Origin of the sequence: Rhizobium sp. NLR10b (genome assembly GCF_019685435.1) — a bacterium.
Lineage (GTDB): Bacteria > Pseudomonadota > Alphaproteobacteria > Rhizobiales > Rhizobiaceae > Rhizobium.
The window spans coordinates 20,300-46,081 of sequence record NZ_JABDWV010000002.1; the positions used below are offsets into that span (position 1 = coordinate 20,300).

Annotated in this window: 22 protein-coding genes; 12 read left to right on the forward strand and 10 right to left on the reverse strand. The window is 61.0% G+C overall.

Annotated features, from left to right (window positions below; all coding sequences use genetic code 11):
• The first annotated feature begins 132 nt into the window (after nt 1-132).
• Nucleotides 133-3,906 carry a methionine synthase gene (gene metH, locus HJB91_RS02585; protein WP_221145603.1) on the forward strand — a complete coding sequence of 1,258 codons (3,774 nt, stop codon included), beginning with the start codon at nt 133-135 and terminating at the stop codon, nt 3,904-3,906.
• A 159-nt stretch (nt 3,907-4,065) separates the two neighbouring features.
• On the opposite strand, the gene HJB91_RS02590 is transcribed toward metH, so the two are convergent.
• The 4 genes from HJB91_RS02590 to HJB91_RS02605 are packed head-to-tail and all read right to left on the reverse strand — an operon-like array spanning nt 4,066 to nt 6,460.
• Nucleotides 4,066-4,494 (reverse strand): hypothetical protein, encoded by a 429-nt coding sequence (locus HJB91_RS02590; RefSeq protein WP_210630564.1) that lies wholly within the window; start codon nt 4,492-4,494, stop codon nt 4,066-4,068.
• 6 nt (nt 4,495-4,500) lie between these two features.
• Nucleotides 4,501-4,755 carry a type II toxin-antitoxin system prevent-host-death family antitoxin gene (locus HJB91_RS02595; protein ID WP_210630565.1) on the reverse strand — a complete coding sequence of 85 codons (255 nt, stop codon included), beginning with the start codon at nt 4,753-4,755 and terminating at the stop codon, nt 4,501-4,503.
• A 59-nt stretch (nt 4,756-4,814) separates the two neighbouring features.
• Nucleotides 4,815-5,579: a GntR family transcriptional regulator gene (locus tag HJB91_RS02600; protein ID WP_210630566.1), complete on the reverse strand. Its 765-nt coding sequence runs from the start codon at nt 5,577-5,579 to the stop codon at nt 4,815-4,817.
• Nucleotides 5,576-6,460 carry an N-acetylglucosamine kinase gene (locus HJB91_RS02605; protein ID WP_210630567.1) on the reverse strand — a complete coding sequence of 295 codons (885 nt, stop codon included), beginning with the start codon at nt 6,458-6,460 and terminating at the stop codon, nt 5,576-5,578. The genes HJB91_RS02600 and HJB91_RS02605 overlap by 4 nt, the downstream gene beginning before the upstream one ends.
• Nucleotides 6,461-6,988: 528 nt before the next feature.
• Here HJB91_RS02605 and HJB91_RS02610 point away from each other — a divergent pair.
• The 5 genes from HJB91_RS02610 (at nt 6,989) to HJB91_RS02630 (ending at nt 12,363) form a co-directional block, all read left to right on the forward strand.
• On the forward strand, nt 6,989-8,248 hold the full coding sequence (locus HJB91_RS02610) for an ABC transporter substrate-binding protein (protein ID WP_221145601.1): 1,260 nt from the start codon (nt 6,989-6,991) through the stop codon (nt 8,246-8,248).
• Nucleotides 8,249-8,496: 248 nt separating this feature from the next.
• On the forward strand, nt 8,497-9,444 hold the full coding sequence (locus HJB91_RS02615) for a carbohydrate ABC transporter permease (protein ID WP_210630569.1): 948 nt from the start codon (nt 8,497-8,499) through the stop codon (nt 9,442-9,444).
• Nucleotides 9,445-9,453: 9 nt separating this feature from the next.
• Entirely contained in the window at nt 9,454-10,293 is an 840-nt protein-coding gene (locus tag HJB91_RS02620) for a carbohydrate ABC transporter permease (RefSeq protein ID WP_221145599.1), read from the forward strand.
• Nucleotides 10,290-11,351, forward strand: coding sequence for a Gfo/Idh/MocA family protein (locus HJB91_RS02625; protein ID WP_221153410.1), 1,062 nt, complete (start codon nt 10,290-10,292; stop codon nt 11,349-11,351). Before HJB91_RS02620 ends, HJB91_RS02625 begins: the two co-directional genes overlap by 4 nt.
• A 10-nt stretch (nt 11,352-11,361) precedes the next feature.
• Nucleotides 11,362-12,363, forward strand: a complete 1,002-nt coding sequence (locus HJB91_RS02630; RefSeq protein WP_221153411.1) for an ABC transporter ATP-binding protein — start codon at nt 11,362-11,364, stop codon at nt 12,361-12,363.
• Nucleotides 12,364-12,430: 67 nt separating this feature from the next.
• Here the strand turns inward: HJB91_RS02630 and HJB91_RS02635 are convergent, their stop codons facing one another.
• The 6 genes from HJB91_RS02635 to HJB91_RS02660 form a co-directional block, all read right to left on the reverse strand.
• Nucleotides 12,431-12,736: an NIPSNAP family protein gene (locus HJB91_RS02635; RefSeq protein WP_210630573.1), complete on the reverse strand. Its 306-nt coding sequence runs from the start codon at nt 12,734-12,736 to the stop codon at nt 12,431-12,433.
• A gap of 195 nt (nt 12,737-12,931) precedes the next feature.
• A complete protein-coding gene (locus HJB91_RS02640) occupies nt 12,932-13,993 on the reverse strand; it encodes an ABC transporter ATP-binding protein (protein ID WP_210630574.1) in 1,062 nt (353 codons plus the stop codon).
• 12 nt (nt 13,994-14,005) lie between these two features.
• On the reverse strand, nt 14,006-14,794 hold the full coding sequence (locus tag HJB91_RS02645) for an ABC transporter permease (protein ID WP_210630575.1): 789 nt from the start codon (nt 14,792-14,794) through the stop codon (nt 14,006-14,008).
• Nucleotides 14,791-15,684: an ABC transporter permease subunit gene (locus tag HJB91_RS02650; protein ID WP_184459279.1), complete on the reverse strand. Its 894-nt coding sequence runs from the start codon at nt 15,682-15,684 to the stop codon at nt 14,791-14,793. The genes HJB91_RS02645 and HJB91_RS02650 overlap by 4 nt, the downstream gene beginning before the upstream one ends.
• Before the next feature lie 71 nt (nt 15,685-15,755).
• A complete protein-coding gene (locus HJB91_RS02655) occupies nt 15,756-16,859 on the reverse strand; it encodes an ABC transporter substrate-binding protein (RefSeq protein ID WP_210630576.1) in 1,104 nt (367 codons plus the stop codon).
• Nucleotides 16,860-17,048: 189 nt separating this feature from the next.
• Nucleotides 17,049-17,921 (reverse strand): MurR/RpiR family transcriptional regulator, encoded by an 873-nt coding sequence (locus tag HJB91_RS02660; protein WP_210630577.1) that lies wholly within the window; start codon nt 17,919-17,921, stop codon nt 17,049-17,051.
• Between the two features lie 176 nt (nt 17,922-18,097).
• Here HJB91_RS02660 and HJB91_RS02665 point away from each other — a divergent pair, with 176 nt between their 5' ends.
• The 6 genes from HJB91_RS02665 (at nt 18,098) to HJB91_RS02690 (ending at nt 25,725) form a co-directional block, all read left to right on the forward strand.
• Nucleotides 18,098-18,868, forward strand: coding sequence for an N-formylglutamate amidohydrolase (locus HJB91_RS02665; RefSeq protein ID WP_221153412.1), 771 nt, complete (start codon nt 18,098-18,100; stop codon nt 18,866-18,868).
• A gap of 119 nt (nt 18,869-18,987) precedes the next feature.
• Entirely contained in the window at nt 18,988-20,550 is a 1,563-nt protein-coding gene (locus tag HJB91_RS02670; protein WP_221153413.1) for an amino acid permease, read from the forward strand.
• 147 nt (nt 20,551-20,697) lie between these two features.
• Nucleotides 20,698-22,065 carry a glutamine synthetase family protein gene (locus tag HJB91_RS02675; RefSeq protein ID WP_210630580.1) on the forward strand — a complete coding sequence of 456 codons (1,368 nt, stop codon included), beginning with the start codon at nt 20,698-20,700 and terminating at the stop codon, nt 22,063-22,065.
• A gap of 201 nt (nt 22,066-22,266) precedes the next feature.
• Nucleotides 22,267-23,652: an aldehyde dehydrogenase family protein gene (locus HJB91_RS02680; protein WP_221153414.1), complete on the forward strand. Its 1,386-nt coding sequence runs from the start codon at nt 22,267-22,269 to the stop codon at nt 23,650-23,652.
• Nucleotides 23,649-24,800 (forward strand): iron-containing alcohol dehydrogenase, encoded by a 1,152-nt coding sequence (locus tag HJB91_RS02685; protein WP_221153415.1) that lies wholly within the window; start codon nt 23,649-23,651, stop codon nt 24,798-24,800. Before HJB91_RS02680 ends, HJB91_RS02685 begins: the two co-directional genes overlap by 4 nt.
• Before the next feature lie 226 nt (nt 24,801-25,026).
• Nucleotides 25,027-25,725 carry a ParA family protein gene (locus HJB91_RS02690; protein WP_221102473.1) on the forward strand — a complete coding sequence of 233 codons (699 nt, stop codon included), beginning with the start codon at nt 25,027-25,029 and terminating at the stop codon, nt 25,723-25,725.
• Nucleotides 25,726-25,782: the final 57 nt, after the last annotated feature.

A 25,782-nucleotide genomic window follows, 5' to 3' on the forward strand; every position in this document is an offset into this window, starting at 1 on the left:
GCCTATATAGAGCTCGGGCGAGCCTGTCATCGGCGAAGCTTTGCGAAGCACGAAATCGATAGTCATATATTGACATAAAGATATCTTTATGTGATCTGGAAGTCTGGTCTTACGACGTCAAGGAGCCCGCCCGTGTTTGACAATCTCTTTGGTCCGGAAACGGGCAAGCGTGACGGCAGTGAAGTTTTCGCCGCTTTGAAAAAGGCCGCGAGCGAGCGCATCCTTGTTCTCGACGGCGCCATGGGCACGCAGATCCAGGGGCTCGGCTATGACGAAGACCAGTTCCGCGGAACCCGCTTCATCGGCTGCGCCTGCCATCAGAAGGGCAATAACGACCTTCTGATCCTGAGCCAGCCGGATGCGATCGAAGAAATCCATTACAAATACGCCAAGGCCGGCGCCGATATCCTCGAGACCAACACCTTCTCCTCGACCCGCATCGCCCAGGCCGATTACCAGATGGAAGGCGAGGTCTATGCGCTGAACAAGGAAGGTGCGGAGATCGTCCGCCGCGCGGCGATCCGCGCCGAACGCGAGGACGGCCGCCGTCGTTTCGTCGCCGGCGCCATCGGTCCAACCAACCGCACCGCCTCGATCTCGCCCGACGTCAACAATCCTGGCTTCCGCGCCGTCACCTTCGACGACCTCAGGGAAGCCTATGGCGAGCAGATCGACGGGCTGATCGACGGCGGCGCCGACATCATCCTGATCGAGACGATCTTCGACACCCTGAATGCCAAGGCCGCGATCTTCGCCTGCGAGGAGCGTTTCGAGGCCAAGGGCGTGCGCCTGCCGGTGATGATCTCCGGCACGATCACCGACCTTTCCGGCCGCACGCTCTCCGGCCAGACGCCGTCGGCTTTCTGGAACTCGGTGCGCCACGCCAATCCTTTCACGATCGGCCTCAACTGCGCGCTCGGGGCTAACGCGATGCGCCCGCACCTGCAGGAGCTTTCGGGCGTCGCCGATACCTTTATCTGCGCCTATCCGAATGCCGGCCTGCCGAACGAGTTCGGCCAGTACGACGAAACGCCGGAGCTGATGGCGGCACAGATCGACAGCTTCGCGCGTGAAGGCCTGGTCAATATCGTCGGCGGCTGCTGCGGCTCGACGCCGGAACATATCAGGGCGATTGCCGAGACCGTTGCGAAATACAAGCCGCGCCCGATCCCGGAGCATCGCCCCTTCATGTCGCTGTCGGGTCTCGAACCCTTCGAGCTGACCAAGGACATTCCTTTCGTCAATGTCGGCGAGCGCACCAACGTCACCGGCTCGGCGAAGTTCCGCAAGCTGATTACCAATGCCGATTACACGGCGGCACTCGACGTCGCCCGCGACCAGGTCGAAAACGGCGCGCAGGTGATCGACATCAACATGGACGAGGGCCTGATCGATTCCGAGAAGGCGATGGTCGAGTTCCTCAACCTGATCGCCGCCGAGCCCGACATTGCCCGCGTGCCTGTCATGATCGACTCGTCGAAATTCTCGATCATCGAATCCGGCCTGAAGCGGGTGCAGGGCAAGCCGATCGTCAACTCGATCTCGCTGAAGGAAGGCGAGGAGAACTTTCTCGCCCAAGCGCGGCTCCTGCGCAATTACGGCGCTGCCGTCGTCGTCATGGCCTTCGACGAAACCGGGCAGGCCGACAATTACGACCGCAAGGTCGAGATCTGCACGCGCGCTTACAAGCTGTTGACCGAGAAGATCGGTTTTCCGCCCGAGGACATCATCTTCGACCCGAACATCTTTGCGGTCGCGACCGGCATCGAAGAGCACAATAATTACGGCGTCGACTTCATAGAGGCGACGCGGACGATCCGTGAGCGCATGCCGCTCGTGCATATCTCTGGCGGCGTCTCCAACCTGTCCTTCTCGTTCCGCGGCAACGAGCCGGTGCGCGAGGCGATGCATGCGGTGTTTCTCTACCACGCCATCCAGGCCGGCATGGACATGGGCATCGTCAATGCCGGCCAGCTCGCCGTCTACGACAACATCGATCCCGAGCTGCGCGAGGCCTGCGAGGACGTGGTGCTCAACCGCCGCGCCGACAGCACCGAGCGGCTGCTCGAAGTGGCCGAGCGTTTCCGCGGCGCCGGGGCAAAGGAGGGTCGTGTCCAGGATCTCTCTTGGCGCGAATGGAGCGTCGAGAAGCGTCTCGAACATGCGCTGGTCAACGGCATCACCGAATATATCGAGGCCGATACGGAAGAGGCGCGCCGGCAGGCCGCCCGGCCGCTGCACGTCATCGAAGGACCGCTGATGGCCGGCATGAACGTCGTCGGCGACCTGTTCGGTTCGGGCAAGATGTTCCTGCCGCAGGTGGTCAAGTCGGCGCGCGTCATGAAGCAGGCGGTCGCCGTACTGCTGCCCTACATGGAAGAGGAAAAGCGCCTCAACGGCGGCGAGGAACGGCGGTCGGCAGGCAAGATCCTGATGGCGACGGTCAAGGGTGATGTGCACGATATCGGCAAGAACATCGTCGGCGTCGTGCTCGCCTGCAACAATTACGAGATCGTCGACCTCGGCGTCATGGTGCCGGCGACGAAGATCCTCGAAACAGCGATCGCCGAAAAGGTCGATATCATCGGCCTTTCCGGCCTGATCACGCCGTCGCTCGACGAGATGGTGCATGTCGCGGCCGAAATGGAGCGGCAGGGCTTCGAGATCCCGCTGCTGATCGGCGGTGCCACGACCAGCCGCGTGCATACCGCCGTGAAGATCCATCCCGGCTACGACAAGGGACAGGCGATCTACGTGACCGATGCGAGCCGCGCCGTCGGCGTCGTCTCGGCGCTGCTCTCGCCAGAAACGCGGCAGGGTTACGTCGACGATGTAAGAGCCGAATATGCCAAGGTGGCCGCCGCTCATGCCCGGAGCGAAGCGGAGAAGGTGCGCCTGCCGCTGGCACGAGCCCGCGAGAATGCGCATAAGGTCGACTGGTCGGCCTACAAGCCGACGAGGCCTGAGTTCTTCGGCACGCGGGTGTTCGAGGATTACGATCTGGCCGAGCTTGCCAGATATATCGACTGGACGCCGTTCTTCCAGACCTGGGAATTGCGCGGCCGTTTCCCGGCCATTCTCGAAGACGAGAAGCAGGGCGAGGCGGCGCGTGCGCTCTGGGCCGATGCGCAGGCCATGCTGAAGAAGATCATCGGCGAGAAGTGGTTCCGCCCGCGCGCCGTCATCGGCTTCTGGCCGGCCGGCGCTGTCGGCGACGATATCCGCCTCTTCACGGATGAAAGCCGCAGCAAGGAGCTTGCCACTTTCTACACGCTTCGCCAGCAGCTTTCGAAGCGGGACGGGCGGGCGAACGTGGCGCTTTCGGACTTCGTGGCGCCTGTCACCAGCGGCGTTCAGGACTATGTCGGCGGCTTCGTGGTAACGGCCGGCATCGAGGAAATCGCCATTGCCGAACGGTTTGAGCGGTCGAACGACGACTATTCCTCAATCCTCGTCAAGGCGCTGGCCGACCGCTTCGCCGAAGCCTTTGCCGAGCGCATGCATGAGCAGGTGCGGCGCGAATATTGGGGCTATGCAAGAGATGAGCACCTCAGCAACGAGGATCTGATCGGCGAAGCCTATGCCGGCATCCGTCCGGCGCCCGGTTATCCCGCCCAGCCCGACCACACGGAAAAGGCAACGCTCTTCAAGTTGCTCGATGCGGAAAAAGCCGCCGGAGTGAAACTGACTGAAAGCTATGCGATGTGGCCCGGCTCCTCCGTATCCGGCATCTATATCGGCCACCCCGACTCCTATTATTTCGGCGTCGCCAAGGTCGAGCGCGATCAGGTGGAGGACTATGCCAAGCGCAAGGGCATGGAGGTTTCCGATGTCGAGCGTTGGCTCGGGCCGGTACTGAATTATGTGCCGCGCAAGGCGGATGAGGAGATTGAGGACGCGGCGTAGAGACGTTCGCCGCTGTTAATACAATGAATCAAGAGACGATGAAGCCGGAAAGTGATTCAGTTTCCGGCTTCATGCTTTTGAAATTGAACGTGAAAACTATGCTGCAGCTTTGATTTTGCCGCATGTCGTCCCTCGAAAGCCGCTCTTGAGCGATAGGCATCAGCGGCGGACGGGATCGCTCTTCCTGGCTTTGGCAAGATCAAGAAATTTCCCTTTGATCGTTACGAAAAGACTGGGCGGAATGAAGCCGTAGGCGAATATTCCCTCGCTGCCCGGTACGGGCGAAAGCCCGCCATTCGGCCATTCATCGATATTATGTTCGGAGACGATGACCCAACTCGGCGCGTCGTCCAGACCGATTGCCTGCTTCACTTTCGGCGGGATTTCTATTCCGACCGTGTCGCCGGATGGCGGCGTATGCGTGATCGGCAGCAGAACGACGTAGCGCGGATTGGCGAGGCTATCGCTTGCCGCGACGAGGCAGGCGGGCCTGTCCTTGCCTTGGTCGCGACCCGCCGATGCTTCGCGCGACCAGAGGTAATCATAGCGCACGACGAGGCCGGGCTTAGGTTCGGGAATTGCGGCCATGCGGCTTTATTTCAGCAGTTCATCGAGAGGGGCATGCGCGGCATCCATCTCCGCTCTTTCGACGGCATCGATGACGACGGACAAGGCGTCGGCTGTGACGTGCGTCCGCTGCGCGGCGGCCCTCAGCCAATCATAGTGCTCGGCCGACATCAGCACGAATTCGCGGCGGCCATGACGGGTGATTTCGACAGGCTCGCGCTGTGCCTGATGCTGAAACTCACCGAATTTTCGCTGAAACTCCAGAGACGTGGTTCGAGTCATGATAGGATTCCAAACTTCAATACGCGGATTATACGTATAATTTGGATAAGCTCAAGCCGTCAGCTCACCCCGATCGTCAGCTCGGCCACGAAGTCGTAGGCATCGCCGCGATAGAGCGAGCGGGTGAACTCCACGGCACGGCCGGAGCCGAGATAGGAGATGCGTTCGATCGACAGGCCGGCCGCACCCACGGAGACGCCGAGAAGCTGGGCGTCGGCTTCCTTCATATTGGTCGCCGAAATGCGCTGGACGGCGCGCACCGGACGGACGTTGAGGCGTTCGAGTTCGGCGTAGAGCGAATTGGTGACGGAGGAGGGATCGGGGAGGAATTCGCCGGAGACGCTGGCATTCTCGATTGCCAGCGGCTGGTCGTCGGCGATCCGCAGGCGCGAGAGGCGCGAAACCTTCACGCCCGCGGCGAGGCCAAGGATCATCATCTCGTCGGGCGAGGGGGTATGAATGCCCTTATGCAGCCATTCCGAGCGGGAGGACATGCCGCGGCGTGCCATGTCTTCGGTGAAAGAGGTGAGCTGCGACAGGCGCTGCTCGACCTTGGAGACCGGCTTGGCGACAAAGGTGCCCGAGCCGTGGCGGCGCACCAACAGGCCGTCGGCGACGAGTTCGTCGATCGCCTTGCGCACGGTGACCCGGCTGACGGCGGCAAGTTCGGCGATGTCGCGCTCCGGCGGCAGCGCGTCGCCGTGACCAAGCGTGCCGGCGCGCACGGCCTCTTCGAGCGTGCGGCGCAGCTTGACGTAGAGCGGGCCGGTGCCGGCCGCCTGCAGGCGTTCCAGGGAGAGGATTGTGGCGAGATCATCGGTCATGCCGCACCTCTCTGTCGCTCATTCAGGAGCTTGACCGCAAGTTCCACCGCGCCTTGAAGGGCATCGTTTTTCGGTTTGGCAAGCAGCGGCCTGTAGCGTTGGGGAAGCCAGGGCTCATAGGCTACCGCAAGACCGCCAAGCAGGCAGATTGACGGGCATCCGGGCCAGAGCAGCGCTTCAAGGCTTTCGCCGATCGCCGTTGCCGCGTCCGTGACGATGGCGACCGCGACCGTATCGCCCCTCGTTGCATGTTCGAAGACTGCAGGCGCGTAACGGGCAAAATCCGTCGGTCTTGCCGAATGCGCAAATTCGACAATGCGCTCGGGATCATTGCCGTATTCGGCCATGACCGCTTCGGTGATCGCGGAAGCCGGGCGCACGCCGTCATGGGCGAGCAGCGATCGTTCCATGAGGTCGCGGCCCAGGCGGGCGCCGCTTGCCTGGTCGCCGACGACGAAGCCCCAGCCGCCGATGCCGTTCAGCCGACCGTCTTTCCGGGCGTTATAGACCGAGCCGGTGCCGAAAGCACCGACAATGCCGTCGCCATCGCCGAGCGCGCCCTGGAGCGCGATCAGCGCGTCGGTAACAACGCGGCCTTCGGCAAAGGGCAGGGCCTTTTCGATTCGCTGGCCATAATCCGTGACGTTGGCGCCAGCGACGCCGACGACCGCTGCGACGGAGGAAATTGTTTCCGCGGCGAGCCCGGCATCGCGCAAAGCCTGCCGGGCGGAGTCGACGATATTGAGAAGAGAATTGTCCAGATCGGACAGGATATTGGCAGGCCCCGATTTGCCGCGGCCGATGATAGTGCCGTTTCTGTCCGCAACCGCGGCCCGGCAGCTCGTTCCGCCGCCATCTATGCCGATTGCAAGCTCTGTCATCGGACCTCCGAATACGCCGTTCCCACCTGTTTTTCCTACAATACCAAAAAAATACCATTTACCAAGTGGGAATGGCTGAGAAATTGCGCCTTTTTATCTATTTGATTTTACTTAATAAAAATTTTTAATGAAGCCGTGGAGGCCAAAAAGTTAAAATTCGTCTGGACAATTGGTATTTTTTTGGCCTTAATTCGACAAAAGGGAACAGCGTTTCGAAGCCCACGAAAACCGGCAGCAGAGCCAAGCCGGAACCGCTTCGAGGATGATTGCCAGAATGCCAGCAGCCCTGTTGGTCCGGCGATGGAATTCAGGCATCCATTGGCTTTCCCATGATTTTCGGCGCGTCCGGTGCAGTCACCGAAAAGCGCGCAGTCCGGCCGCAGGCGATCCGCCTTCGTGTCCGTCGAGCTTTCGGGACCGGCAGCCGCTGGCGGTCCTCCAAGGGGCGTTGGGTGTTTCCTCATACACGCCAATTGCTTGTTTCAGATCGAAAACGGCGCTTTCCGGCGCTAAAAACAGGAGAGGGAAATGAAAAACACTGCTCTGAAAAGCCTGCTGCTTGCCTCAAGCCTGCTGACGTCGACAGGTCTCGTCCATGCCGCCGATGTCACGCTGACCGTCGAAAGCTGGCGTAACGACGACCTGCAGATCTGGCAGGAAAAGATCATTCCGGCGTTCGAAGCGAAAAACCCCGGTATCAAAGTCGTCTTCTCGCCGACCGCGCCGACTGAATACAACGCTTCGCTGAACGCCAAGCTCGACGCCGGTTCCGCAGGCGATATCATCACCTGCCGTCCGTTCGATGCCTCGCTCGAACTCTTCAATAAGAAGCAGCTCGTCGATATCACCAGCCTGCCGGGCATGGAGAATTTCTCGCCGGTCGCCAAGGCCGCCTGGACGACCGACGACGGCAAGTCGACCTTCTGCGTGCCGATGGCTTCGGTCATCCACGGCTTCATCTACAACAAGGATGCCTTCGACAAGCTCGGCATCTCCGTGCCGAAGACGCAGGACGAGTTCTACGCAGCCCTCGATAAGATCAAGGCCGATGGCACCTATATTCCGCTTGCCATGGGCACGAAGGATCTCTGGGAAGCCGCCACCATGGGCTACCAGAACATCGGCCCGAACTACTGGAAGGGTGAAGAGGGCCGCGAAGCCCTGATCGCGGGCAAGCAGAAGCTGACCGATCCGGAGTGGGTCAAACCGTTTGAGGAGCTTGCCAAGTGGAAGCCTTATCTCGGTGACGGTTTCGAAGCCCAGACCTATTCGGACAGCCAGAACCTCTTCACGCTCGGCCGCGCCGCGATCTATCCGGCTGGTTCCTGGGAAATTGCGCTCTTCAACACGCAGGCGCAGTTCAAGATGGGCGCCTTCCCGCCGCCGGTTCCGAAGGCCGGTGACCAGGGCTACATCTCCGACCATCCCGATATCGGCGTCGCCTTGAACGCGAAGAGCACGCATGCCGAGGAAGCCAAGAAGTTCCTCAGCTGGGTCGCTTCGCCTGAGTTCGCCGATATCTACGCCAATGCACTGCCGGGCTTCTTCAGCCTGAACTCCAACCCGGTGAAGATGTCCGATCCGCTTGCTCAGGAATTCGTCTCCTGGCGCGGCCCGTACAAGTCGACCGTGCGTTCGACCTACCAGATCCTGTCGCGCGGCACGCCGAACCTTGAAAACGAGACCTGGGTCGAATCGGCCAATGTGATCAACGGCACGGATACGCCGAAGGTCGCCGCCGAGAAGCTGCAGAAGGGCCTCGACAGCTGGTACAAGCCGGCCAAGTGATGTGAAACCCCTCCCCAACCCCTTCCTACAAGGGGAGGGGCTTAGCCTGCCGCAAAAAAGCGGTTCCGGCAGGGAGGGAATCGCTCCGCGAGTCTTCTTCCCCCTTGTGGGGAAGATGGCCGGAAGGCCAAAAGGGGTCTTTCGTCACGCAGAGGCATGGCGGTTCGCCTTAGCGAAGAAGCACCCTGACGGTGCATAAAAATCCAGCTTCCCGGCTCCAAGATCTATCTAGCAACAAGGCAAAAGCCATGAGCGAAACCCACAACGCGGCCGAAATCGTCCCGATCAAGCGCCCGGTGCGCTGGCACATCTTCGTCTTCATGCTGCCCGCCGTGATCGTTTATTCCGCCGTCATGGTGCTGCCGCTCATCGAGACGCTCAGGCTGTCGCTTTACAACACGGTCGACGGGCAATCAGCTTTTGTCGGACTTGCGAATTTCAAGGTTCTGTTCGGCGATCCGCGCTGGGCGCATGATTTCTGGAACGCGCTCGTCAACAATCTGATCTTCTTCGCCATCCATATGTGCGTGCAGAACCCGATCGGCATTGCGCTCGCAGCCCTGCTTTCGGTGCCGAAGCTGCGCGGTGTCGCCTTCTACCGCACGGCGATGTTCCTGCCGACGCTGCTCTCCTTCGTCATCGTCGGTTTCATCTGGAAGCTGATCCTTTCACCGATCTGGGGTGTCGCGCCCTGGATGCTCGATCTCATCGGCCTGAAATTCCTGTTCGCACCTTGGCTCGGCAAGCCGGGTTCGGCGCTGATCGCCGTGTCGCTGATCTCCAACTGGCAATATATCGGCATTCCCATGATGCTGATCTATGCAGCGCTTCTCAGCATCCCCGAAGAGGTGATCGAGGCTGCCGAATGCGACGGCGTCACCGGCTGGGCGCAGTTCTGGAAGATCAAGCTGCCGCTCATCCTGCCGGCGATCGGCATCATCTCTATCCTCACCTTCGTCGGCAATTTCAACGCATTCGACCTGATCTACACCGTGCAGGGGGCGCTTGCCGGGCCTGACATGTCGACCGACATTCTCGGCACGCTGCTCTACCGCACCTTCTTCGGTTTCCAGCTGCAGCTCGGCGACCGCTCGATGGGTGCGACGATCGCCACCGTGATGTTCCTCATCATTCTCGCCGGCGTCTCGCTTTATCTCTTCGTCATCCAGCGGCGCATGCGTCGCTACCAGTTCTGAGGAGCGCGCATGTCCAAGGCACGCACATCTCCCATCCGCACCGGCCTCGTGCACCTGGCGCTCGGCGCCTATACCCTGGTCGCGCTGTTTCCGGTGTTCCTGACCATCGTCAATTCGTTCAAGGATCGCAGCTCGATCTTCCGCGAACCGCTGATGATCCCGACGCCGTCGACCTTCAGCCTCGTCGGCTACCAGACTGTGCTCGGGCAGGGCGATTTCGCCACCTATTTCCAGAACAGCTTCATCGTGACTGTTGTTTCGATTCTGCTGGTGCTGCTCTTCGGCGCCATGGCGGCCTTCGCGCTGTCGGAATACCGTTTCCGCGGCAATCTGCTGCTCGGGCTCTACATGGCGATCGGCATCATGATCCCGATCCGTCTCGGCACTGTGGCGATCCTGCAGGGCATGGTTGCGGCCGGCCTCGTCAATACGCTGACGGCGCTCGTCCTCGTCTATACCGCGCAGGGCATACCGCTCGCGATCTTCATCCTGTCGGAATTCATGCGCACGGTGTCGGACGACCTGAAGAATGCCGGGCGCATCGACGGGCTCTCGGAATATGCGATCTTCTTCCGCCTGGTGCTACCGCTGGTGCGCCCGGCCATGGCGACGGTCGCCGTCTTCACGATGATCCCGATCTGGAACGATCTCTGGTTCCCGCTGATCCTGGCGCCTGCCGAAAGCACCAAGACAGTGACGCTCGGCTCGCAGATTTTCATCGGTCAGTTCGTCACCAATTGGAACGCCGTGCTGGCCGCCTTGTCGCTCGCCATCCTGCCGATCCTCGTCCTTTACGTCATCTTCTCGCGGCAGCTGATCCGCGGCATCACGTCGGGAGCCGTCAAATGAGCCAGGAGAAACCGATCCGCGTCCTCGTTGCCGGCCTCGGCAATATGGGCCGCAGCCACGCGCTCGCCTATCACAACAATCCGGGCTTCGAGATCGTCGGTCTCGTCAACCGCTCGACACCGGAGCTGGAGCCCGCGCTGCAGGGCTATACTGTCCACCCCGACTTCGCGACGGCGCTTGCGGAGCTGAAGCCGGATCTCTGCTCGATCAACACCTATTCCGACAGTCATGCCGACTACGCTGTCGCCGCTTTCGAGGCGGGCTGTCATGTTTTCGTGGAGAAGCCGCTGGCGACCACCGTCGCCGATGCCGAGCGGGTCGTGGCGGCGGCTGAGAAGGCCGGGCGCAAGCTGGTGATCGGTTATATCCTGCGGCATCACCCATCCTGGACGAAGCTGATCGAGGAGGCGCGCAAGCTCGGCCCGCCTTACGTCTTCCGCATGAACCTCAACCAGCAGTCCAGCGGCCCCACCTGGGCGACGCACAAGTCGCTGATGCGCACGACCTCGCCGATTGTCGATTGCGGCGTTCATTATGTCGACGTGATGTGCCAGATCACCGACGCCAAGGCCGTCGAGGTGCGCGGCATGGGGCTGCGCCTGTCCGATGAGATCGCTGCCGACATGTATAATTACGGTCAGCTGCAGGTGCTTTTCGAGGACGGTTCGGTCGGCTGGTACGAGGCCGGCTGGGGGCCGATGATCTCGGAGACCGCTTTCTTCGTGAAGGACGTGATGTCGCCGAAGGGGGCGGTGTCGATTGTCATGGATCCAAACGCCAAGTCCGACGATATCGACACGCACACCAAGACCTCCGTGATCCGTCTGCATACGGCCGAAACCGGCCCGGACGGCAAGTTCATCCGGCCAGACCAGGACATGAGGATGACGGGTGAGCCCGGTCATCAGGAGCTCTGCGACCTGGAACAGGCCTTCATGCTGAGGGCGATCCGTGAGGATCTGAACCTCGACCGCCATATGGCGGATGCGGTGGCGTCACTGCGCATCTGCCTTGCCGCCGACGAGAGCGTGCGCACCGGCCAGCCGGTCAGATTGTAAGGGAAAGACAGTGGGATCACTTCAACTCAAATCCATCCGCAAGACCTATGGCACGCATGAGGTGCTGAAAGGCATCGACCTCGAAGTCAGGGACGGCGAATTCGTCATCTTTGTCGGGCCGTCGGGCTGTGGGAAATCGACGCTGCTGCGCAGCATTGCGGGCCTTGAGGATGTCACCTCGGGCGCCGTGGTCATCAACGGCCGCGACGAAACGCTGACGCCGCCGGCCAAACGCGGCATCGCCATGGTGTTCCAGTCTTATGCGCTCTATCCGCACCTGACGGTCAAGGACAATATGGGCCTCGGCCTCAAGCAGGCCGGCACCTCCAGAGAGGAGATCGACAAACGCGTCGGCAAGGCGTCCGGCATGCTATCGCTGGCACCTTATCTCGCACGTCGGCCGGCAGAGCTTTCCGGCGGCCAGCGCCAGCGCGTCGCGATCGGCCGCGCCATCGTGCGCGAACCGGAACTCTTCCTGTTCGATGAGCCGCTGTCGAACCTCGATGCGGCGCTACGCGTGCAGACTCGCCTGGAAATCGCTCGGCTGCATCGTAGCCTGAAGGCGACGATGATCTACGTCACCCACGACCAGGTCGAGGCGATGACGCTTGCCGACAAGATCGTCGTGTTGAATGCCGGCGCGATCGAACAGATCGGCTCGCCGATGGAACTCTATAATCGCCCGGCCAACGTCTTCGTTGCCGGTTTCATCGGCTCGCCTCAGATGAATTTCATCCCGGGCGAGAAGGTCGGCGATCACAGCGCCAAGATGATCGGGGTGCGCCCCGAACACATGACGCTGTCGCGCGAGCAGGGGAGCTGGGCTGCGAAGGTCGTGCATGTCGAGCATCTCGGCGCCGACACGATCATCTATCTGGAATCCGACCAGTGCGGCCTGCTGACGGCGCGCCTCTTCGGCGAGCACCAGTATGAGCCCGACGAAATCGTCTATGCGACGCCGGACCAGGCGCGCGTGCATCGCTTCGATGCCGACGACCGGGCGATCCGCTGAGCGGTTGACGGAACGAATAGCCCCGCCAGCGTGCGGGGCTTTTTGCTTCCAGTCGGCGCGGGCTCGATCAGCCGAGGACGGGCCGCATGAAGCTGCGCTCATAGCTGACGATGCTGCGGTTTCGCTTGTCGAGTTCGAAAGCCGCCTGACATTCCGGATCGCTTGCCATGCGCGTGCGGTAGTCCTCGTAGGTGGCAAGGCTTGAGAAGGAAAACAATGCTACGGCAATGTTGTTGGCGCCTTCAGAGGGCAGGAAATAACCGTGATGGGTGCCGCCCATCCTATTGACGATCGGAATCCAGAGCCGGGCATATTCCTCGAATTCGGCAAGCTTGTATGGATCGATCACATAGCGCAGGTGGCAGGTAATCATTGAAATATCCCCTCGCGCAAAATACCGGGCCGCGGGCTGCCCGGCTCGTTTGGTTTATTCAACTTCTGGCACGAAGCTGGGAGAGTTCAAGCGCTTTGTCGTGATGGCTGCATCACCTTTTCTGACAGTTCGGGCGGCCTGAAATGAAAAAGGCGCTGCGTCGGCGGCGCCTTTCGCACGAGTTGCGTTTCCGGATCAGTCGCGGATGATCAGCAGGTCGGCTGCCATGAAGCGCAGCGTCACGGTTTCGCCGGCCTGCGGTGGCGTGGTGCCGGGGCTGTTGAACATGTCGAAGGAGATGACGTTGCCGCCGACATCCATTCGGGTGCGGATGACCGAGCCTAAGAAGTGAGCCGAGACGACTTGGCCCGTCAGCGCGGTGTCGCTTCTGGCGCTGTCGGAGAGGGAGCCGGCTTCCGGGCGCAGCGCCAGCGAGATGGTTTCGCCGGCCTTGTTGGCTGCGACCGACTGCTTCAGCGTGATCTTCTGATCGCCGATCTGGATGAGGTTGGCATCGGGATCGACGACCTTGGCCTCAATGAGGTTCAATGTGCCGACGAAGGAGGCGACGAAGCGCGTGGCTGGCGTGTTGTAGATCTCGAAGGGCGAACCGATCTGATCGGCCTTGCCGGCATTCATGACGACGATGCGATCGGAGATCGACAGCGCCTCTTCCTGATCGTGGGTGACGAAAACAGTGGTGATGCCGAGCTGTTGCTGGATCTGGCGGATTTCCTCGCGCAGCGACACGCGGATCTTGGCGTCGAGTGCGGAGAGCGGCTCGTCGAGCAACAGCACCTGCGGCTTGACGGCAAGCGCGCGGGCGAGCGCCACGCGCTGCTGCTGGCCGCCCGACATCTGGTAAGGGAAGCGATCGGCAAGGTGATCGAGCTTAATGAGGCCGAGCATTTCCTTGACGCGGGCGTCGATCTCGGGCTTGGCGGCGCCGGCGACCTTGAGGCCGAAGGCGACATTGTCGTGCACCGTCATGTTCGGGAACAACGCGTAGGCCTGGAAGACCATGCCGATATTGCGCTGGTTCGGCTTCAGCGAGCTCTGGTCCTTGCCGTTGATGGTCAGCGTGCCGCCGGTCGGTGTTTCAAAGCCGGCGATCATGCGCAAAACGGTCGTCTTGCCGCAGCCCGACGGTCCGAGGAAGGAGACGAATTCACCCTTCTCGATGTTCATGTTGAAGTTCTTGACGACCTGGACCGGGCCGAAGGATTTCTGAATGTTGTTCAGTGCGAGAAAGGACATGAGCCAGTTACCTTAAGCCTTTGCCGGGCGGGCTTTGCCGAAGCGGGAAACGAGGTTGAGCAGGCCCATGCTGAGCCAGGTGATCGAGAAGGCGATGACGGCGAGCGCCGAAGGCTCGTAGGCCTTGTTGGCGCCGACGAGCTGCAGGTACGGACCGAAGGCCGGGCGGTTGAGCAGCGCGGCGAAGGTGAATTCGCCCATGACGATCGCCAGCGTGATGAAGGCGCCGGAGAGTACGCCGCTCATCACGTTCGGGAAGATGCAGCGGAACATGATGGTCGTCCAGCGGGCGCCGAGGCTTTCGGCCGCCTCCGTCAGCGTGCGGACATCGATGGCGCGCATGGCGGTATCGACGGCGCGGTACATGTAGGGCAGGGACAGCGTGATATAGGAGAAGACCAGCAGGGCGTTAGTCCCTGTCGTCGAACCCGTCAGCGGCAAGTAGGATGACGAATTGTACATTCTGAGGTAGCCAAAGACAATGACGATCGCCGGAATGACGAGCGGCAGCAGCGTGATGAACTCGACGACCGGACGCATCTGCGGCAGGCGCAGCCGCACCCAATAGGCCGTCGGCACCACGAGCAGCATGCCGAAGACGATGGTGAGCAACGCCATCAGCATGGAATAGCCGAAGGTCTCGCGGAACTGAATGTCCGAGAAAACCGACTGATAGGCGTCGAGGCTGTATTCGCCGCGGCGCATGCGCAGCGAAAATTCGACGGTGCCGATCAGTGGGATGATGAAATAGGATGCGCCGAGAATGATGGCAGCCCAGGCTCCGAGACGTTGTGTTTTCATTTCTGCCACCGCTCGGCGCGCATGCGCAGCATGAGATAAAGGATGTTGGATACGCCTGTGATGACAATCATGCCGAGAGCGATGGCGTAACCGAGGTTGGCATTGTGCAGAACGTCTCCGCGGATCTGCGCGTAGAGCAGGATCGGCACGATGTTCAGCGAACTGCCGGTCAGCGCGAAGGCGGTGGCGATGGCGCCGAAGGCGTTGGCGAAGAGCAGCAAAGTCGTGCCGAGCAGGCTCGGCCAGAGGATCGGCAGGGCGACCATCGTCCAGTATTGGCGGTTGGTGGCGCCGAGGATTTGCGATGCTTCGCGCCATTCCTTCTTCATGCCGTCGAGCGCCGGCGTCAGGATCAGCACCATCAGCGGGATCTGGAAATACATGTAGGTGATAGTGAGGCCGAGGAAAGACAGCAGGTTGAAACCTGTGCCATAGAGATTGAAGCCGAACCATTCCCGCAGGAAAACCGTCACGAGCCCGGTGCGGCCAAGTGTTGCGAGAAAGGCGAAGGCGAGCGGCACGCCGGCGAAATTCGAGGCGACGCCGGAGAAGGTCAGAAGCGTCGAGCGCACCGAGGCGGGCAGGCCGCCGAGCACGACGGCCCAGGCGAGGAAGAAGCCGATCAGCGCGCCGCCGAGAGCGGAGGCGACGGACACGCGAATACTGATCCAGTAGGCGCTGATAATGGATGGAGTGAAGAGATCGCCGATATTCTTCAGCGTGAAATCGCCCTCGGGCGTCAGGAACGCGCCGGCCACGAGATAAAGCGTGGGGATGATCAGGAACAGCAGGGAAAAAATAATGAAGGGTGCAATACCCAGCCAGTCGATCACGCGGTCTTTGTTGATCAAGGGGGCGCTGCTTACCATCGGTGTTGAAACGGTACTCATGGAAAGCTCATCCTGGGGCGTCGGAGTGAGAAAGCCTCCCCGCCTTTTGGGCGGGGAGGCCGGATCGGAGATTACTTGACGGCTGCGCCGACGACGGAATCCCAGTTCTTGGTGATGGCTTCCTTGCCGGCAGCCTGTTCTTCGAGCGTCGGGAAGACAGCCTTTTCATAGGCTGCTGCCGGCGGCAGCTTGTCGAGCAGGTCCTTCGGGATCTTGTTGTTCTTGGCAAGATCGTTGAAGCGGATCGGGTGGCAATAGCCCTTCAGCCAGCCGAGCTGACCTTCGTCGGAGTAGAGGTATTCCATCCAGAGCTTGGCAGCGTTCGGGTGCGGAGCGAAGGCGGAGATCGCCTGCACATAGACGCCGGCAACGACGCCGGTCTTCGGAACGACGACTTCGAACGGAGGATTGCCCTTCAGGCTTTCACCCCACGAAAGTGCGTTGTAGTCCCAGGCGACGATGATCGGCGTGGAGCCCTGCGCGAAGGGGGCAGCCTTGCCGACGACCGGCACGAAGTTGCCGGCCTTGTTGAGTTCGGCGAAGAACTTCAGGCCTTCTTCGCCTGCCTTGGCTGCATCACCGCCGGACGCGGAAAGGCCAGCGGCATACACGCCCTGGACGGCCTGGTTGGCCGTGCGCGGGTCGCCGGCGAGTGCGACGGTGTTTGCATAGTCGCTCTTCTTCAGGTCTGCCCAGTCTGCCGGCGATTCCTTGACGAGATCCTTGTTCACGAGGAACGAGAGAACGCCGTAATAGTCGCCGTACCAGTAGCCTTCGGAATCTTTTGCGGAATCCGGGATCGAGTCCCAGGTGGAGACCTTGTAGGGCTGGATCAGGCCGTCCTTCTTGGCGGACGGGCCGAAGGAGAGGCCGACGTCGATGACATCGGGAGCCTGCGGGCCGGTGTTGCCCTTGTTGGCCTTGATGGCTTCGATTTCGTCGCCCGAACCGGCATCCGGGTTCAGTTCGTTGACTTCGAGACCATACTTGGCCTTGAAGCCGGCAATGACGTCGCCGTAGCCGCACCAGTCATGCGGAAGGGCGATCGTGGTCAGCGTGCCTTCCTTCTTGGCGGCGGCGATGAGTTCAGCGCTCGGTTCTGCGGCAGCAATCGCGGTCGAAGCCACGATCATCGCAGTAGAAAGCGACAGGAGTCGAGAAAGATTAGAGATCACTGTTGTTCTCCTTCGGGTTTTCAGTGTCTGGCGATGCTGTTAATCAGCTTACATGAAGCTTGTGTGACGGTTGGATGACGTTAATTTTGCCGGGATAGCAGGCGCTTGCGACAGATGTTTCGATTGCGACTGCATCGCTCACTTCCGCCAAATCCGTCATTGTTTTTCCTCTCCTTTAGTCTTGTCCTCCTAACCGAGTTTGCGGAAAAGCGTGGTCTGCTCGAACAAGCCCTCCAGGGTCTTCATGCGTTCCTTCGTCTCATCCCAGGTGGAATTCTGAACGGCCTCGATCAGCGCCTCGACGATGAAAAGAGTAACGACGGACGAATCCCAGGCTGAGGGCGCCTCGATCCGCACACGGAAGGCATGCCTGGCCAGCTTGGCGGCGGGCGAGCCCCACTGGTCGGTGAAGACGACGATTTCGGCGCCGCGCTTTCGGGCGGCGGTTGCCAGGCTCACCATCTCCTGTTCGTAACGGCGGATATCGAAGATGATCAGGATATCGCCGGCATTCATGTTGAGGACATATTGCGGCCAGCTGCTGGAATTGGAGGACAGCAGCGTCGTGGCAGGCCGGATGACCTGCATATGCGTGAAGAAATATTCGGCAAGGGCGCCGGTGATGCGGCCGCCGACGAAGTAGAGGCCGCGCTTGCGGTCCGACAGCAGCGAGGCGACGCTGTCGAAGGTCGCGGTGTCGAGATCGGTCAGCGTCTGGCGCAGATTGCCCATGATGGCATCGGCGAAACGGTTGAGGATATGGGTTCCCGGTGCATTCTGCGCCCAGCGATCATGCTTGGCAATTGGGTTGGAGATCGTCGCTTCGACCTCCAGATGCAGGTGCGCCTGAAAATCCGGATAGCCTTTGAAGCCGAGCTTTTGCACCATGCGCACGACGGTCGGCGTGGACACGCCGGCATTCTCGGCGATGGTGGTAATACTGCCGAGGCCGGACACCGGATAATTGTCGAGAAGGCTTTCAGCCAATTGTTTTTCGGCGCGCGTCAACAGCCCGAAATGCGAGTGTATGACGTCCGAAACCGTCTTTGACGCAACTGTCACCTAATCTTGCTCCCCGGGATGGTCTAGCGCCACTTTCCCAACCAAAGTTAACAACGCTGTCATAATCCATGTCAACCGGTGTCATGAAAAGAATTTTTCAGAGGATGCTTGACAGTGATGGAAACCTGAAGAATTCTTTTCTTATAACATTTTATTAATGGATAGGAGTGGCGCCTTTGGTGCTGGCCCGGCCGAAAATCCTCAGCGAAGCGGACGGCAACTGCGTCGGGATCGAGCGCGTCGGCGGCCAGAGCCCGGTGTTGCTCGTCTGCGAGCACGCTTCCAATGCGCTTCCTGCCTGCTTCAGCGATCTCGGTTTGCCGAGCGAAGCGCTGTCGAGCCATATTGCGTGGGACCCCGGCGCGCTCGCCGTTGCCCGCGCCATATCGCAAGCACTCGACGCAACGCTCGTCTACCAGCGCTTCTCCCGACTCATCTACGACTGCAACCGGCCGCCGAGTTCACCGGGCGCCATGCCGGAGACCAGCGAAATCTATGCCATTCCCGGCAACAAAGATTTGACCGCCGAAGAACGCCTGGCGCGCACCGATGCGCTCTACGTGCCATTTCACGACGCCATTCGCGAGCTGATCCGCGATCGCAGGGCGAGGGGGCAAGACAGCATTGTCGTGACGATGCACAGCTTCACGCCGGTCTATCACGGCCGGCAACGCGCCGTCGAACTTGGCATACTGCACGACGAAGATAGCCGGCTGGCCGACCGCATGATGGATGCTGCTGCTGAAGCGCCGCTTTACAGGACTGAACGCAACCAGCCTTATGGGCCGGAGGACGGCGTGACCCACACGCTGATCCTGCACGGGCTTTCGAACGGCTTGCGCAATGTGATGATCGAGGTCCGCAACGACCTCGTCGCAGACGATGGCGGCCAAAGGGTCATGGCCGACTATCTGACAGGGCTTCTCCAGCGCAGCCTGGAAGCCTGAATAAAAAAAGACCCGAGGGAGCAGTTTATCTGCGGACGTCCGCACGGCGAAAATGCCGCGGGCAATTGGCACTGAACCGGCCTGCAATCCCGCGGCCGGTTCGTCAACAGGGGGAAGTCATGTCGGACTACACCGAACTGGACAAGAAGCAGGATGTGCACATCCTGCATTCCATGGGCTATGCCCAGGAACTCGAACGGCGAATGAGCTCATTCTCGAATTTCGCCGTCTCATTCTCCATCATCTGCATTCTCTCCGGCGGCATCAATTCGCTGGCGCAGGCGACTTCGGGCGCCGGCGGAGCGGCGATCGGCATCGGCTGGCCCGTGGGATGCTTCATCTCGCTCGTTTTCGCCGTCGCCATGGCGCAGATCAGCTCCGCCTATCCGACGGCGGGCGGACTCTATCACTGGGGCTCGATCCTCGGCAACCGCTTCACCGGCTGGCTGACAGCCTGGTTCAATCTGCTCGGTCTCGTCACCGTTCTCGGCGCCATCAACGTCGGTACCTATTACTTCTTCATGGGCTCCTTCGGCACCACTTATCTCGGGCTGACGGACACGATCACGGTGCGGATCATTTTCCTCGTCATAATTACCGGCGCGCAGGCGCTGGTAAACCACATGGGGATTGGCTTGACCGCGAAGCTCACGGACTTCTCGGGCTACCTGATCTTCGCAACCTCGATCGCGCTGGCGGCCGTCTGCCTTATCGCGGCCCCTTCCTATGAGTTCGGCCGCCTCTTCACGTTCGCCAACTATTCCGGCGAAGTCGGCGGTAGCGTATGGCCGTCGACCTCGGGCGCCTGGGTCTTCCTTCTCGGCCTGTTGTTGCCGATCTACACCATCACCGGCTATGACGCCTCGGCGCATACGTCGGAGGAGACGGTCAAGGCCGCCCATTCGGTGCCGCGCGGCATGGTCGCCTCGGTCCTGTGGTCGGCGCTGTTCGGTTATATCATGCTGTGCGCCTTTGTGCTCATGCTGCCGAACATGGACGACGCGGCCAAACAGGGCTGGAATGTGTTCTTCTGGGCGATGGACAGCCAGGTAAACCCCGTCGTCAAGGACATCCTCTATCTAGCGATCTTCGTCAGCCAGTGGCTGTGCGGCCTTGCGACCGTCACCTCGGTCTCGCGCATGATCTTCGCCTTCTCGCGTGACGGTGGCCTTCCGGCCGCCAAGGCGCTGTCGAAGGTCAGCCCGCAATACCGCACTCCGGTGGCCGCGATCTGGACGGGATCGATCCTGTCGGTTCTGTTCGTTTGGTTCACCTCACTCGACTTCGTGAAAATCGGCGATACGCCGGTTTACACGATCGTAGTTTCGTGCACGGTCATCTTCCTGTTCTTCTCCTTTGCGATCCCGATAACGCTCGGCCTCTTCGCCTGGGGTACGTCTAAGTGGGACAAGATGGGCCCGTGGAACCTCGGCGAAGGCCTCTTCAAGCTCTTTGCCGTGCTCTCGATCATCGCGATGGTCCTGATCTTCGTTCTCGGAGTCCAGCCGCCGAACGGTGCTGCGCTTTACGTTACCGTCGGGTTCCTCTTGCTGACGGCGATCGTCTGGTTCGGCTTCGAGAGCCGGCGCTTCAAGGGGCCGCCGATCGGCGCCGAAGTGGCGAAGCGCCAGGCCGAAATCGCGGCGGCAGAAGCGGCCGTCGGCGAAAGCGGCGAACGTTAAGCAACGAGGCTTCCCTCTCAAATGGCGGGGCCGCTCCTGCGGCCCCATCACCGGTTCAACGAAAAGGCATCGGGCCGCCACACTAGGCCGGGCGCATGCGATTTTGTTGCCCCGATTTTTTCAATCCCAATTTCAGGCGGATCACTCATGAGCAGCAGCTATACAATCGACGATCTCAGGAAGGATGTTGCCGAAGGGCGCATCGACACCGTTCTGGCCTGCCAGGTGGACATGCAGGGGCGGCTGATGGGCAAGCGCTTCCAGGCCGAATATTTTGTCGAAAGCGCCTGGAAGGAAACGCACAGCTGCAACTACCTGCAAGCCACCGACATGGAGATGGAGACCGTCTCCGGCTACAAGGCGACGAGCTGGGAGAAGGGTTACGGCGATTATACGATGAAGCCGGATCTTGCGACGCTGCGCCGCATTCCCTGGCTCGAGGGCACGGCGCTCGTACTCTGCGACGTGCTCGACCATCACACGCATGAGGAAGTCGCCCATTCGCCGCGTGCGATCCTGAAGAAGCAGGTGAAGCGCCTCGAAGACATGGGCATGAAGGCCTATATGGCCTCCGAGCTGGAATTCTTTCTGTTCGACCAGAGCTACGAGGCGGCGCATGCCTCGGGTTACCGCAACCTGAAGCTCGCCAGCGCCTACAACGAGGACTACCACATCTTCCAGACCACGAAGGAAGAAGAGGTGATGCGGGCGATCCGCACCGGGCTGCAGGGCGCCGGCATTCCGGTCGAGAACTCCAAGGGCGAGGCTTCCGCCGGTCAGGAGGAGATCAACGTGCGCTATGCCGACGCGCTCGCCATGGCCGACCGGCATGCGATCATCAAAAACGGCTGCAAGGAGATCGCCTGGTCGAAGGGCAAGGCCATCACCTTCCTCGCCAAGTGGAACTACAATGCCGCCGGCAGCTCCTCGCATATCCACCAGTCGCTCTGGAGCCTCGAGGAAAAGCCGCTGTTCTTCGATCACACCGGCAAATACGGCATGTCGCCGCTAATGCACAATTACATCGCCGGGCTTCTCGCCCATGCGAGCGAGATCACCTATTTCCTGGCGCCCTACATTAATTCCTACAAGCGCTTCATGGCCGGCACCTTCGCACCGACCAAGGCGATCTGGAGCAAGGACAACCGCACTGCCGGCTACCGCCTCTGCGGCGAGGAGACCAAGGGAATCCGTATCGAATGCCGCGTCGGAGGCTCCGATCTCAATCCTTATCTCGCCTTCGCCGCGCTGCTTGCCGCCGGTATCGACGGCATCGAGAACAAGCTGGAGCTCGAAGCTCCGTTCGTCGGTGACGCCTATGGCGGCAAGGACATTCGCGAAATTCCGCGCACGCTGCGCGCGGCAACGACTGAAATGACGGAATCGGCGATGCTGCGCAAAGCCTTCGGCGACGACGTCATCGACCATTACACCCGTGCTGCCGAATGGGAGCAGGAAGAATACGATCGCCGCATCACCGATTGGGAAGTGGCGCGGGGTTTCGAAAGAGCTTAATACGGATTTCGCGGGATTGCTCCTCACCCTAACCCTCCCCCCGTAGAAACGGGGAGGGGACGTGCCCTTGCGGGGCTGGCGGTTGAGGAAAACGGTGCTGCATATCCCTTCTCCCCGTAAGCGGGGAGAAGGTGCCGGCAGGCGGATGAGGGGCTGCGGCCTCACTCAATTTTTGATGAATACGAGGACAGGAAATCGATCATGGCAATGATCCAATGCATTTCACCGGTCGACGGATCGGTTTACGCGGAGCGCCCGGCACTTTCGCTCGACGCCGCCAAGGACGTGGTGGCGCGCGCCCGCAAGGCGCAGAAGGCCTGGGCGAGGCGACCGCTTGAAGAGCGTGTCCAGCTTGTCCTGAAAGGCGCCGCACGGCTGAACGAAATGTCCGACGTCGTCGTGCCGGAGCTTGCCTGGCAGATGGGCCGGCCGATCAAATACGGCGGTGAATACAAGGGCTTCAACGAGCGCTCCAATTATGTCGCGTCGATTGCGGCGGGTGCGCTGGCACCTGTTGTCGTCGAGGAGAGCGACCGTTTCGAGCGCCGTATCGAACGCGAAGCGCATGGCGTCGTCTTCGTCGTTGCACCCTGGAACTACCCCTATATGACGGCGATCAACACGATCGCGCCGGCGCTGATGGCCGGCAATACGGTGGTGCTGAAACATGCCTCGCAGACATTGCTCGTCGGCGAACGGCTGGTGCAGGCCTTTATCGAGGCCGGTGTTCCCGAGGATGTGTTCCAGAACGTCTTCCTCGACCATGAGACGACCTCGGCGCTGATTGCCGCCGGCAGCTTCAATTTCGTCAACTTTACCGGATCGGTCGAAGGCGGGCGGTCGATGGAGCAGGCCGCCGCCGGCACCTTCACGGGCCTCGGCCTCGAACTCGGCGGCAAGGATCCGGGCTACGTCATGGAAGACGCCGATCTCGATGCGGCCGTCGACACGTTGATGGACGGCGCGACCTATAATTCCGGCCAGTGCTGCTGCGGCATCGAGCGCATCTATGTGCATGAGTCTCTTTACGATGCCTTCGTCGAGAAATCGGTCGCCTGGGTGTCGAACTACAAGCTCGGCAATCCGCTCGATCCTGAGACTTCGCTCGGGCCGATGGCGAACAAGCGCTTCGCCAAGGTCGTGCGCGAGCAGATCGCCGATGCGGTTTCCAAGGGCGCCAAGGCGCTTGTCGACCCCAAGCTTTTCCCACAGGATGACGGCGGCGCCTATCTCGCGCCGCAGGTCCTCGTCGATGTCGACCATTCCATGGCCTTCATGCGCGAGGAGACCTTCGGCCCGGCGGTCGGCATCATGAAGGTGAAGAGCGACGAAGAGGCACTGGCCTTGATGAACGACAGCCAGTACGGGCTGACCGCTTCGCTATGGACCAAGGATGCCGAGCGGGCGGCGCGGCTTGGCCGCGAGATCGAAACCGGCACCGTCTTCATGAACCGCGCCGACTATCTCGATCCGGCGCTCTGCTGGACCGGTGTCAAGGAGACCGGCCGCGGCGGTTCGCTCTCGATCATCGGTTTCCAGAATCTGACTCGCCCGAAATCCTTCCACCTGAAGAAAGTCACAGCATGAGCAGCAACATCACTGCAAACTGGAGCTATCCGACATCGGTCAAGCTCGGCCGGGGCCGCATCAAGGAACTGGCCGACGCCTGCAAGAGCCTTGGCATCAAAAAGCCGCTGCTCGTCACCGACCGAGGCCTCGCCTCGATGGCGATCACCAAGAACGCGCTCGATATCCTCGAAGATGCCGGTCTCGGCCGGGCGATATTTGCCGATGTCGATCCGAACCCGAACGAGAAGAACCTCGAGGCCGGCGTCAAGGCTTTCAAGGATGGCGGCCATGACGGTGTCGTCGCCTTTGGCGGCGGCTCCGGTCTCGATCTCGGCAAGTGCGTCGCCTTCATGGCCGGCCAGAGCCGGCCAGTCTGGGATTTCGAGGATATCGGCGACTGGTGGACACGCGCGAGCCTCGAAGGCATCGCCCCGATCGTCGCCGTGCCGACGACGGCCGGCACCGGCTCGGAAGTCGGGCGCGCCAGCGTCATCACCAATTCCGTCACACATGTGAAGAAGATCATCTTCCATCCGAAGTTCCTGCCAGGCGTCGTCATCTCCGATCCGGAACTGACGGTCGGCATGCCGAAGATCATCACCGCCGGCACCGGCATGGATGCCTTCGCCCATTGCCTGGAGGCCTATTCCTCGCCCTTCTATCACCCGATGTCGGCCGGCATCGCGCTCGAAGGCATGCGCCTCGTCAAGGAATTCCTGCCGCGCGCCTATAGAGAAGGGACCGATCTCGAAGCCCGCGCCAACATGATGGCCGCCGCCGCCATGGGCGCGGTCGCTTTCCAGAAGGGGCTCGGCGCCATCCATGCGCTGTCGCACCCGATCGGCGCGGTCTACAACACCCATCACGGCATGACCAATGCGGTTGTCATGCCGGCGGTGCTGCGCTTCAACCGCGCTGTCATCGAGGAGAAGATCGGCCGGGCGGCCGCCTATCTCGGCATTTCGGGCGGTTTCGACGGCTTCTACGATTATGTGCTGAAGCTCCGTTCCGATCTCGGTGTGCCGGATACGCTGACGGCAATGGGAATCGCGCCCGACCGCATCGACGAATTGTCGGCCATGGCGATCGAAGATCCGAGCGCCGGGGGCAATCCGGTTGCCATGACGCTCGAAAACACCAAGGCGCTTTTCAGGGACTGCTTCTGATAAGATCAGCTGGACCTGCAGATCGGCCCGGAAAGCTCTTGCTTCCGGGCTTTTTCATTTTGGAGGCATCCTGAATTTTAGGGATGTGAAAAATACCGCCTGCAATTTCGCCGCGCGCGTTCGCAATTTGTTAACCATGATTGTAAAGGATGGGTTAACCGCACGATGCTCCGACAGTGCGCACAAGAGCGATGCCGGCTCGCGCCATTTCCTCCGAGGACCGAACATGCCAGTCATTACATTCGCAAATACCAAGGGCGGCGCCGGCAAGACGACCGCTGTTCTCTTGCTCGCGACCGAGCTTGCCCGTCAGGGCTATCGCGTGACCATTCTGGATGCCGATCCGCAGCATTGGATTTCACGTTGGCACGAGATATCGGGGCACGTGCCTAATATTTCAGTGATCGATTTCGTGACGACCGCCTCGCTGCCGCAGCATATCAGCGAAAACAAGCATAATACCGACTATTTCATCGTCGACCTGCCGGGCGCGCGCAATCCGCTGCTTGCCACCGCCGTCGGTCTTTCCGACCATGTACTGATCCCGATCCAGGGCTGTGCCATGGATGCGCGCGGCGGCGCGCAGGTGCTCGAACTGCTGCAGTATCTGGACGAGAAGGCAGGCATCAAGATCGGCCATTCGGTGGTGCTGACCCGCGTCAGCTCGATGGTGACGACCCGGGCGCTGCAACTCGTCAAGTCGCTGCTCAGCGAGCGGCACGTGCCGGTGCTGGACACGGCGATTATCGAACGTTCGGCCTTCCGCGACATCTTCGACTGTGGCGGCACGCTGCAGACCATGGACCCCACGCGCGTCAGCAATCTCGACAAGGCGCGTGAGAACGCCGCCTGTTTCGCCCAGGAAATCATGCGCAAGGTGCCTGTTCGGTTGACAGCCTCGGCTCGCATGGCGACGGCGGCCTGAATACCCAAGCATTGAAACAGAAAGGCCGTCGGGGCGATCCGGCGGCCTTATCGTTGG

Coding starts and splice junctions, on each gene's coding strand:
- HJB91_RS02650 (WP_184459279.1), bottom strand. CDS start 15,684: ATGAGTACCGTTTCAACACCGATGGTAAGCAGCGCCCCCTTGATCAAC.
- HJB91_RS02690 (WP_221102473.1), top strand. CDS start 25,027: ATGCCAGTCATTACATTCGCAAATACCAAGGGCGGCGCCGGCAAGACG.
- HJB91_RS02605 (WP_210630567.1), bottom strand. CDS start 6,460: ATGACAGAGCTTGCAATCGGCATAGATGGCGGCGGAACGAGCTGCCGG.
- HJB91_RS02670 (WP_221153413.1), top strand. CDS start 18,988: ATGTCGGACTACACCGAACTGGACAAGAAGCAGGATGTGCACATCCTG.
- HJB91_RS02625 (WP_221153410.1), top strand. CDS start 10,290: ATGAGCCAGGAGAAACCGATCCGCGTCCTCGTTGCCGGCCTCGGCAAT.
- HJB91_RS02620 (WP_221145599.1), top strand. CDS start 9,454: ATGTCCAAGGCACGCACATCTCCCATCCGCACCGGCCTCGTGCACCTG.
- HJB91_RS02675 (WP_210630580.1), top strand. CDS start 20,698: ATGAGCAGCAGCTATACAATCGACGATCTCAGGAAGGATGTTGCCGAA.
- HJB91_RS02640 (WP_210630574.1), bottom strand. CDS start 13,993: ATGTCCTTTCTCGCACTGAACAACATTCAGAAATCCTTCGGCCCGGTC.
- HJB91_RS02610 (WP_221145601.1), top strand. CDS start 6,989: ATGAAAAACACTGCTCTGAAAAGCCTGCTGCTTGCCTCAAGCCTGCTG.
- HJB91_RS02595 (WP_210630565.1), bottom strand. CDS start 4,755: ATGACTCGAACCACGTCTCTGGAGTTTCAGCGAAAATTCGGTGAGTTT.
- HJB91_RS02685 (WP_221153415.1), top strand. CDS start 23,649: ATGAGCAGCAACATCACTGCAAACTGGAGCTATCCGACATCGGTCAAG.
- HJB91_RS02635 (WP_210630573.1), bottom strand. CDS start 12,736: ATGATTACCTGCCACCTGCGCTATGTGATCGATCCATACAAGCTTGCC.
- HJB91_RS02615 (WP_210630569.1), top strand. CDS start 8,497: ATGAGCGAAACCCACAACGCGGCCGAAATCGTCCCGATCAAGCGCCCG.
- HJB91_RS02590 (WP_210630564.1), bottom strand. CDS start 4,494: ATGGCCGCAATTCCCGAACCTAAGCCCGGCCTCGTCGTGCGCTATGAT.
- HJB91_RS02680 (WP_221153414.1), top strand. CDS start 22,267: ATGGCAATGATCCAATGCATTTCACCGGTCGACGGATCGGTTTACGCG.
- HJB91_RS02645 (WP_210630575.1), bottom strand. CDS start 14,794: ATGAAAACACAACGTCTCGGAGCCTGGGCTGCCATCATTCTCGGCGCA.
- HJB91_RS02600 (WP_210630566.1), bottom strand. CDS start 5,579: ATGACCGATGATCTCGCCACAATCCTCTCCCTGGAACGCCTGCAGGCG.